Origin of the sequence: Azospirillum soli (genome assembly GCF_017876165.1) — a bacterium.
Lineage (GTDB): Bacteria > Pseudomonadota > Alphaproteobacteria > Azospirillales > Azospirillaceae > Azospirillum > Azospirillum soli.
Genome location: NZ_JAGINQ010000016.1, coordinates 120,489 through 130,059, shown reverse-complemented (window position 1 = coordinate 130,059; position 9,571 = coordinate 120,489). Strand labels below are relative to the sequence as shown.

At 66.8% G+C, this 9,571-nt stretch carries 8 protein-coding genes; 6 read left to right on the top strand and 2 right to left on the bottom strand.

What is annotated here, in order from left to right; translation table 11 throughout:
• Positions 1 to 377: 377 nt before the first annotated feature.
• Positions 378 to 1,088: a hypothetical protein gene (locus J2852_RS22585; RefSeq protein WP_209880076.1), complete on the bottom strand. Its 711-nt coding sequence runs from the start codon at positions 1,086 to 1,088 to the stop codon at positions 378 to 380.
• Between the two features lie 284 nt (positions 1,089 to 1,372).
• On the opposite strand from J2852_RS22585, the gene ipdC reads away from it, so the two are divergent.
• The 4 genes from ipdC (at position 1,373) to J2852_RS22565 (ending at position 4,990) form a co-directional block, all read left to right on the top strand.
• Positions 1,373 to 3,010 carry an indolepyruvate/phenylpyruvate decarboxylase gene (ipdC, locus tag J2852_RS22580; RefSeq protein ID WP_209880073.1) on the top strand — a complete coding sequence of 546 codons (1,638 nt, stop codon included), beginning with the start codon at positions 1,373 to 1,375 and terminating at the stop codon, positions 3,008 to 3,010.
• 110 nt (positions 3,011 to 3,120) lie between these two features.
• Positions 3,121 to 3,789, top strand: a complete 669-nt coding sequence (gene elbB / locus J2852_RS22575; protein WP_209880070.1) for an isoprenoid biosynthesis glyoxalase ElbB — start codon at positions 3,121 to 3,123, stop codon at positions 3,787 to 3,789.
• Between the two features lie 243 nt (positions 3,790 to 4,032).
• Entirely contained in the window at positions 4,033 to 4,602 is a 570-nt protein-coding gene (locus J2852_RS22570) for a hypothetical protein (protein ID WP_209880067.1), read from the top strand.
• Positions 4,603 to 4,762: 160 nt separating this feature from the next.
• Positions 4,763 to 4,990 carry a hypothetical protein gene (locus tag J2852_RS22565; RefSeq protein WP_209880064.1) on the top strand — a complete coding sequence of 76 codons (228 nt, stop codon included), beginning with the start codon at positions 4,763 to 4,765 and terminating at the stop codon, positions 4,988 to 4,990.
• Positions 4,991 to 5,063: 73 nt separating this feature from the next.
• Here J2852_RS22565 and J2852_RS22560 read toward each other — a convergent pair whose 3' ends face one another.
• Positions 5,064 to 6,728 (bottom strand): NAD+ synthase, encoded by a 1,665-nt coding sequence (locus J2852_RS22560; protein WP_209880061.1) that lies wholly within the window; start codon positions 6,726 to 6,728, stop codon positions 5,064 to 5,066.
• A 146-nt stretch (positions 6,729 to 6,874) separates the two neighbouring features.
• On the opposite strand from J2852_RS22560, the gene J2852_RS22555 reads away from it, so the two are divergent.
• Both J2852_RS22555 and J2852_RS22550 read left to right on the top strand, forming a co-directional pair.
• Positions 6,875 to 8,416 (top strand): FAD-dependent oxidoreductase, encoded by a 1,542-nt coding sequence (locus tag J2852_RS22555; protein WP_209880058.1) that lies wholly within the window; start codon positions 6,875 to 6,877, stop codon positions 8,414 to 8,416.
• Positions 8,417 to 8,541: 125 nt separating this feature from the next.
• The gene (locus J2852_RS22550) at positions 8,542 to 9,504 is read left to right on the top strand and encodes a hypothetical protein (protein ID WP_209880055.1); all 963 of its coding nucleotides are present in this window, start codon (positions 8,542 to 8,544) and stop codon (positions 9,502 to 9,504) included.
• The last annotated feature ends 67 nt before the right edge of the window (positions 9,505 to 9,571 follow it).

The window sequence follows — 9,571 nt, the reverse complement described above, 5'->3', positions numbered from 1 at the left end:
CGTCCCCGGAAGTGCGTTCAACCTCCGGGGAGTCTAGCCCGCCATCAGACGCTTAGTGTGCTAAGTGTTGGTGGCGTTTGCTCCATAATGCCGCATCATTGTGCAGATTGTGCAGCCCCCGCATTCTGCACAATGACGAAAAACACCGCTTTTTCGTCCTGCTTCAAAGCGTTGTCGGCAATTGTTCGTGAACCGTCGTTGTACAGCGACTGCACAACGATTTGTGTACGAGCAATTGGCCGGCCATTCGCAGGACGCATGGCCCAACGCGGTGATCGACGACAACTGCCCAGAAGAATTGCCGAGCGGGCGCACGTCGCCCCATGACGACGTGCAGCCTACCACTTTTTAGGACTGTTGTCAGCACTGCCCCCGTCTCAACGGGCGCAGTAGTCCTCGGGCTTCACGATTTCGGTCACGGTCACGACGGTCTTGTCGGGCACGACGTATTCCTGCACGCCGCGAATGTCGGCGGCATCCGGGGCCCAGTTGTAGGTGTAGCCGAGGCGCGTCCAGGGATAGCCGGTGCGCTTGATCTCGCCGTTGACCTGATAGGAGAAGACCTGCTGGTTGGCGAACCAGGACACGTAATCCGGCGTGCCCTTGATCTGGTTGCCGCACTGCGTTGCCTTGGGATCGGGGTCGGCGCAAGGGCGGAAGATGCCCTGGCCAGTGGGGCCGGTCGCCTGCGGCTCCTTCACGGTGAAGCGGATGAAACGGGCGTTGCGGTCGGCCTCGGTCGCCGGCTTGAGACCCAAAAGGTAGTGCAGCCGCTCCATCACCTGTTCGCGCGGGTAGGCGCGGCAGATGGCCTTGAGTTCGGGTTCGACCGAAATCCACATGCCGTATTGGCTGTCGATGGCGACGGCCTGCCCTTCCTTGCCCTCCGCCCAGGCGGTGTTGCCGGTCAGCGACAGGGCCTGCACCGGGTAGGCGAGCGGCGTCAGCGGGCGGACATTGGTGTCCTCGAACACGGCGGCGCGGAAGATCGAACGCTCGTACGGCGCACCATCGCCGGCACAGCCGGCAAGCACGGCCAAGGCGGTTGCAGACAGAAGAACGGCGCGCCGCATCGGTTTCTGCTCCATGGGAGATGATCCGCATGGGTAGCACAGCCAAGGCACATCTCCAGACGCGACCAAAGGTCGCCGTACGAAATCACGCCGATCGCTGAACCGCAATTTGGACATACGAACGGCGCCGCGCGCACCTTTTTCGCGCACGAGTGCTGCGCAAGCGAACCTGACCGTGCTGGTTCCGCACACGGGCAGACCACGACGTAAGGCGCGGTTGCGCGCCGGCCGCGCTGACGCGATCTTAACTCCCAAGGGCGGGCGTCGGCCCGCAGAACCATAATCAAGGGAGAGCGGCCATGAGACTGGCCGAAGCCCTGCTGCGCGCGCTGAAGGAGCGCGGCGCGCAGGCCATGTTCGGGATTCCGGGCGATTTCGCCCTGCCCTTCTTCAAGGTGGCGGAAGAGACCAAGGTGCTGCCGCTTCACACGCTGAGCCACGAGCCGGCGGTGGGTTTCGCGGCGGACGCGGCGGCGCGCTACAGTTCCACGCTGGGGGTCGCGGCAGTGACCTACGGGGCCGGCGCCTTCAACATGGTCAACGCGGTGGCCGGCGCCTATGCCGAGAAGTCGCCGGTCGTCGTCATCTCCGGCGCGCCGGGCACGACGGAGGGCAACGCCGGGCTGCTGCTGCACCATCAGGGCCGCACGCTCGACACCCAGTTCCAGGTCTTCAAGGAGATCACCGTCGCCCAGGCCCGGCTGGACGATCCGGCCAAGGCCCCGGCGGAGATCGCCCGCGTGCTGGGCGCGGCGCGGGCGCTGTCGCGGCCGGTCTATCTGGAAATCCCCCGCAACATGGTGAACGCGGAGGTCGAGGCGGTCGGTCCCGATCCGGCCTGGCCGGTGGACCGCGACGCGCTGGCCGCCTGCGCGGACGAGGTGCTGGCGCGCATGAAGGCGGCATCGTCGCCCGTGCTGATGGTCTGCGTCGAGGTTCGCCGCTACGGGCTGGAGGCCAAGGTGGCGGAGCTGGCGCAGCGGCTGGGCGTGCCGGTGGTGACCACCTTCATGGGGCGCGGGCTGCTGGCCTCGGCGCCGACGCCGCCGCTCGGCACCTACATCGGCGTGGCCGGCGATCCGGCGATCACGACGCTGGTCGAGGAGTCGGACGGGCTGTTCCTGCTGGGCGCGATCCTCAGCGACACCAACTTCGCCGTGTCCCAGCGCAAGATCGACCTGCGCAAGACCATCCACGCCTTCGACCGGGCGGTGACGCTGGGGTATCACACCTACGCCGACATTCCGTTGGACGGGCTGGTGGACGCCCTGCTGGAGCGGCTGCCTCCGTCCAACCGGACCGGCAAGGGCAATCAGGGGCACGAGTGGCCGACCGGCTTGCAGGCCGACGACCAGCCGATCACGCCCATGGACATCGCGCGGGCGGTCAACGACCAGATCCGGGGCGGGAACGAGCCGCTGCTGATCGCGTCGGACATGGGGGACTGCCTGTTCACGGCCATGGACATGATCGACGCCGGGCTGATGGCGCCGGGCTATTACGCGGGCATGGGCTTTGGCGTGCCGGCCGGCATCGGCGCGCAGGCGGTCTCCGGCGGCAAGCGGGTGCTGACGGTGGTCGGCGACGGCGCCTTCCAGATGACGGGGTGGGAGCTGGGCAACTGCCGCCGGCTGGGCATCGACCCCATCGTGATCGTCTTCAACAACGCCAGTTGGGAGATGCTGCGCACCTTCCAGCCGGAGTCGGCCTTCAACGATCTGGATGACTGGCGCTTCGCCGACATGGCTGCCGGGATGGGCGGGGACGGCGTGCGGGTGCGCACGCGGGCGGAACTGAAAGCGGCGCTGGAGAAGGCCTGGGCGACGCGCGGGCAGTTCCAGCTGATCGAGGCGATGATCCCGCGCGGCGTGCTGTCCGACACGCTGGCCCGCTTCGTCCAGGGGCAGAAGCGCATGCACGCTCCGCCGAGGGAGTGATATTAGAAAAACCCGGACACTTGATGGCGCGAAGACTCGAAGGCGGGGCGTACCGGCCTTCGTGTCTTCGCGTCTTCGTGTGAAAAAACAGGAACAGGAGGACAGCAACCATGGCGGACAAGACGCTGCGCATCGCCGTCGTGCTTTCGGGCAACGGCGTGTTCGACGGGGCGGAGATTCACGAGACGGTGTGCACGCTGCTGGCCATCAGCCGGGCCGGGGCGGAGGCCGTGTGCTTCGCGCCGAACATCCCGCAGGCCCATGTGGTGAACCACCTGACGGGCGAGGAGGCGACGGAGACCCGCAACGTGCTGGTTGAGGCCGCGCGCATTGCGCGGGGCAAGATCGGCGACCTCGCGACCTTCGACGCGGCGGCGGTGGACGCGCTGATCTTCCCCGGCGGGTTCGGGGCGGCCAAGAACCTCTGCGACTTCGCCTTCAAGGGGCCGGACTGCACGGTCAACGCCGACGTGGAGAAAGCCGTGCGCGCCATGCGGGCCGCCGGCAAGCCCATCGGCGCGCTGTGCATCGCCCCGGCGATTCTGGCGAAGCTGCTGGGCGACGAGGGGGTGGAACTGACCATCGGGTCGGACGCGGAGACCGCCGCCGCGCTGGAGAAGCTGGGCGCCAAGCATACGAACACCAGCCATTGCGAGGTGGTGGTGGACCGTAATCTGAAGGTCGTGACCTCCCCCTGCTACATGCTGGACGCGTCGGTGGCGCAGATCGCCGATGGGGCGGAGAACGCCGTCCGCGCGCTGATCGAGCTGGCGCGCTAAAGCGAATTTGCATTCGCTTTAGATTCAAATGGCCTCACTTGCCGGCCGGGCTTCGGACGCATGGGCGTCCGGGCCCGCCGTCGCGGTCCAAAGCGGATCGAGATCCGCTTTAAGTTATTGTTCCGCTGAGGCTACCGAAGGGGCATACCCCCTTCGGGGCCAGCCTTTCGCAAGATTTCATTAACCATAATCGCCCACTCTGCCCTGGCTCTCGCATATTTGGGAATGAGAACGAGGACGGCGATGACCTGCATTGTGGGCTTGGTGGACGGCGATCGGGTGTGGATGGGCGGCGACAGCGCCGGCGTGAACGGGCTGGACATCACCGTCCGCGCGGACACCAAGGTGTTCCGCAACAACGACATGCTGATCGGTTTCACCAGTTCCTTCCGCATGGGCCAGCTTCTGCACTACCGGCTTGAGCCGCCGCACCGCGATCCGGAGGCGGACATCTTCCGCTACATGGTCGTGGACTTCGTGGATTCCGTGCGCGGTTGCCTGAAGGACGGCGGCTACGCCCACCGCTCCAACGACGTGGAGACGGGCGGCACCTTCATGGTGGGCTATGAGGGGCGGCTGTTCTCCGTCCAGTCCGACTATCAGGTCGGCGAGGCAGTGCGCGGCTATCACGCCATCGGCTGCGGCGCCGATTACGCGCTGGGCTCGCTGGCTTCCACCGAGGGGCTGCCGGCCGAGGAGCGCGTCCGCAAGGCGCTGGAGATCGCCGAGCTGTTCAGCGGCGGCGTGCGCGCGCCCTTCACCATCCAGTCGATGGTCCGCCGCCCGCATCTGGCGCTGACCGAAGCGGCGTAAAAGACCACAGTATTTCTCAGGACTCTGCGCGCCACCTTCGGCGCCCAGCCAAGACGGCGCAAAGTCATGCCCGAGTCACCGATTTCTGTGTTATGAAAACACTGGCTCCGTCGCAAGCAGACGGACAGGGAAAGACCACAGAAATAATGGGCGTTAGAGAATGACCGATCAAACTGTTGATGGCGCCAACAATCTGGTTGGCGAAGAAAAGAAGACGTTTCACGGCCTTCATCCTCTCTGGAACTCGCCGTACACGGTGTTTCCGGCGCTGATCCTTCTGCTGATCATGCCGCTGAGCATCATCTTCCACCCGGCCTGGATCGTGCCGCTGGCCGAGATTTACGTGGTCGGCATGATGATCACCATCATCCGCCTGACGCGCGGGTGAGGGTCGGTAAAATTACCCGACATGAAAAAGCCCCGGCCGGTTGGCCGGGGCTTTTTTTGTTGGGGCCGACACCTCACACGATGCTGGTGAAGCCGTTGGTGATCGGATAGCGCCGCTCGCGGTTGAAGATGCGTTTTGTGATCTTCGGGCCGGGAGGGGCCTGGCGGCGCTTGTATTCCGCCAGATGCAGCATCCGCCAGACGCGGTTCACCGTCTCCGCCGCATGGCCGCGCGCCACGATCTCCGGCACGCCGAGATCCTTTTCGACGAGGCATTCCAGAATGTCGTCCAACACGTCGTAGGGCGGCAGGGTGTCCTGGTCGGTCTGGTTGGGCTTCAGCTCGGCGGTCGGGGCCTTGACCAGCACGCGCTCCGGCACGACGCGGCCGCCGGGGCCGAGGGCACCGGCCGGCAGGTGTTCGTTGCGCCAGCGCGACACCTCGTAGACCGTCGTCTTGTAGACGTCCTTCAGCACCGCGTAGCCGCCGCACATGTCGCCGTAGAGCGTGGCGTAGCCGACCGACATCTCCGACTTGTTGCCGGTGGACAGGACCATGGCGCCGAACTTGTTGGACAGCGCCATAAGCGTGATGCCGCGCGAGCGGGACTGGATGTTCTCTTCCGTAATGTCCGGATCACGGCCGGCGAAGGCGGGCAGCAGCATCTTCTCGAACGCCTCCATCGCCGGGACGATGGGGATGGTGTCGAGCTTGCAGCCCAGCAGCTCGGCGGATTCGGCGGCGTCGTCCAGGCTCTCCTGCGAGGTGTAGGGCGAGGGCATCATCACGCCATGCACCCGCTGCGCGCCCAGCGCGTCCACGGCGATGGCCGCCGACAGCGCCGAGTCGATGCCGCCCGACAGGCCGAGGATCACGCCGGGGAAGCGGTTCTTGTTCACATAGTCGCGCAGGCCCAGGACCAGGGCGGTGTAGATGGCCTCCAGCCCCTCGGCGGGGGCGATGCGCTCGGCCTCCGCGCAGGTCCAGACGTCGTCCGAACCGCGCTCCCAGCGGGTCAGCATCAGGTGCTCGGTGAAGGCGGGGGCCTGGGCCACGAGGCCGCTGTCGGCGCCGATGGCGAAGCTGGCGCCGTCGAAGACCAGCTCGTCCTGGCCGCCAACCTGATTCACGTAGATGAGGGGAAGGCCGGCCTCGATGACGCGCCGCACGGCCAGTTGGACGCGCTGGTCCTGCTTGCCGGCCTCGAACGGGCTACCGTTGGGAACGATCAGGATCTCGGCGCCGCTCTCGGCCAGCGTCTCGACCACGTCGGGGGTCCAGATGTCCTCGCAGATGGGCACGCCGAGGCGGACGCCGCGGAAGTTGATGGGGCCGGGCATCGGGCCGGGGACGAAGACGCGCTTTTCGTCGAAGACACCGTAGTTCGGCAGATCAACCTTGAAACGGGTTGCCGCGATCTTGCCGCCATCCAGCAGCAGGGCCGCGTTGTAGCGGTTGCCCTGGTCGCGCCACGGCGCGCCGACCAGCAGGGCCGGGCCGTCGTCGGCCGTCTCCGCCGCCAGATCGGTCACGGCCTTTTCCACCATGTCGAGGAAGAAGGGCTTCAGCACCAGATCCTCGGGCGGGTAGCCGGTGACGATCAGCTCCGGAAAGACCACGAGGTCGGCGCCGCGCGCGGCGGCCTCCGCCCGCGCGTTGCGGATGCGGTCGATGTTCGCCGGGATGTTGCCGACGGTCGGGTTCAGCTGGGCCAGCGCGATGGAAAGGCGGTCGGTCATGGCGTCTTGCGGGGCTTCATCGTGTGATGGGCGGCGGGTTGGCGTCAGCGTAGCAGTGCGAGACCGGGCGCGAAAGCACCGGAACCCGCCTGCCGCGCTTCTGTTCCTCTGCAGGAAGACACGTCCATGGTGAAAGGTAACAGGCCATGCAAGGTTCCGGCACCACGACCTCCGTCTGGATGGGCACCGTCGCGGGCCCGACGCCGGGCGGCAGCGCCGATCTGAGCAGCGTCCGGCCGGAAGTCATCGTCGTGGGCGCCGGCATCGCGGGCGTGACCACCGCCTATCTGCTGCAACGGTCGGGCAAGCGCGTGCTGCTGCTGGACGACGGGTTGCCGGGCGACGGCGAGACGGGGCGCACCACCGCGCACCTGTCCAACGCCATCGACGACCGCTACACGGAGATGGAGCGGCTGCACAGCGAATCCGGCGCGCGCATGGCCGCCGACAGCCACACCGCCGCCATCGACACCATCGAGCGGATCGTCGAGCAGGAGGGCATCGACTGCGACTTCGCGCGGCTGGACGGTTACCTGATGCTGGCGCCGGGCTGCGATCCGGCCGATCTGGACAAGGAGTTGGACGCCGCGCACCGCGCCGGGCTGACCGACGTGGCCAGGGTGGCCCACCCGCCGATCACTCATCCGGGGCCGTGCCTGCGCTTTCCCCGGCAGGGGCGGTTCCACGCGCTGAAGTATCTGGCCGGGCTGACCCAGGCCTTTTTGAAGCGCGGCGGGCAACTGGCGACCGGGGCGCATGTGTCGTCGGTGGGCCAGGAGGGCGACCGGGCGCACGTCCATGTGGGGCCGGGCCATAAGACCATCGAGGCGGACGCCGTGGTGGTTGCGACCAATTCGCCGATCAGCGACCGCTTCGCCATCCACAGCAAGCAGGCGCCCTACCGCACCTACGCCATCGCGGCGCGGGTGCCGAAGGGGTCGGTGCCGGACGCGCTCTATTGGGACACGCTGGACATCTATCATTATGTGCGTTTGCAGCCGGAAGCCGACCGCGACCTGCTGATCGTCGGCGGCGAGGACCACAAGACCGGCGAGGCCAGGGACATGGACGAGCGCTGGGCCGCGCTGGAGACCTGGACGCGCGAGCATTTCCCGATGGCCGGGGCGGTCGAATACCGCTGGTCCGGCCAGGTGATGGAGCCGTTCGACGGGCTGGCCTTCATCGGGCGCGACCCGGCCTATGGCGGGCGGGTGTTCGTGGCGACCGGCGACAGCGGCATGGGCATGACCCACGGCACCATCGCCGGCCTGATCCTGTGCGAGCTGATCCACGGAAGCGACAGCCATTGGGCGGCGCTGTACGACCCGGCGCGCAAGATGACCAACAAGCTGGGCACCTACCTGCGCGAAAATCTGGACGTGGCGAAGCAGTTCCTGGACCATGTCCGGCCGTCGGAGGTCGAGGGCGAGGACCGCATCGAACCGGGCCAGGGCGCCGTGCTGAAGATGGGCGGGCGGCCCGTCGCCGTTTACCGCGACGACGCGGGGGCGCTGCACCGCCGGTCGGCGGTTTGCCCGCACTTGAAATGCGTCGTGCACTGGAATCCCGGCGAGAAGACGTGGGATTGTCCCTGCCACGGATCGCGCTTCACGGTGGACGGCAAGGTGCTGAACGGGCCGGCGGCGGCGCCGCTCGCGCCGGTGGATGAGGCGCCGGCAACGCGATGATCCAACCGTACGCAGGCTTATGGTTACGACTCTGCGTTGCGGATTGTTCGAAAAATTAACTTCCGGTAAACCCGGTATGGCCGATATTACCCTGCGACGGCAACATGCGCGCGCGGGAGGCGTCGATGTATTACGCGGAAGTATCCGGACCGAACGGCACGACCAGCACGGTCATGCAGCAGGCAGCGGCCAAGAAGTCCTCCGAGGCCAAGCCCGCCGAGGGCAAGTCCGCATCGACGCCGGAAACGGCCAAGGCCGGGGGCAAGACGGACAGCCCCGCCTACACCATCAGCCAGTCCATGGAATCCCTGCTGGACAATCTGTCCGGCAAGAAGCCCGCAGGGGGCGCTGACGCCGGCGCCGGTGGCATCACCGGCGGCAGTGACGGCTCGAGCATGAAGGCCATGGCCGCGCGTGCCCAGGAAGCCCAGAAGATCATGCAGAGCGCGCTCGACCACGGCAAGGGTCTGGCCGGCGTCTTCTCCAAAGCCATCGACGGCATGAAGAGCGACCTGGGCACCCTGCTCGGCGGCCTCGGCATGCCGAAGGACAAGGTCGACGACGTTCTGGGCGGCTTCGGCGACCATCTGAAGGCCAAGCTGAAGAACATGGACTTCAGCCAGCTCACCATGGACATGTCCGAGGCGCGTTCCGCCTGGAACATCGAGTCGCAGGGCATCGAGCTGACCATCAAGGACGGTGACAAGTCGGTCCGCATCTCCTTCGCCAAGTCCACGCTGGACTTCCGGCGCGAGGACCAGAGCATGCAGGCGACCCTGAACGCCGACGGTTCGGGCAGCATCGGCGTTCAGCAGGCCACCACCACGGTGAACGGCAAGGCCACCGGCATGATCGTCCGCGCCGAGGGCTTCAGCGACGAGGAGATCAAGGGCGTTCTGGAAAAGCTGAACGGCCTTGCCGAAAAGGGCGGCATGAGCGGCCTCGGCGTGCTGAAGCCGACCAAGAGCGCGGACGGCGTCATGCATCTGAACCTGGACCTGTCCCAGCCCGTCGAGGGCCTGACCGACACGGTCGACTCGGGCGCCAAGACGGGCGACGCCAAGTCGGCGGTGGACATCAAGGCCTGATGCGGTTCCCATCCCTCCATCCGGCGCTGGCCCATCACCCATGCGGGGCCAGCGCTTGCGGATGGAA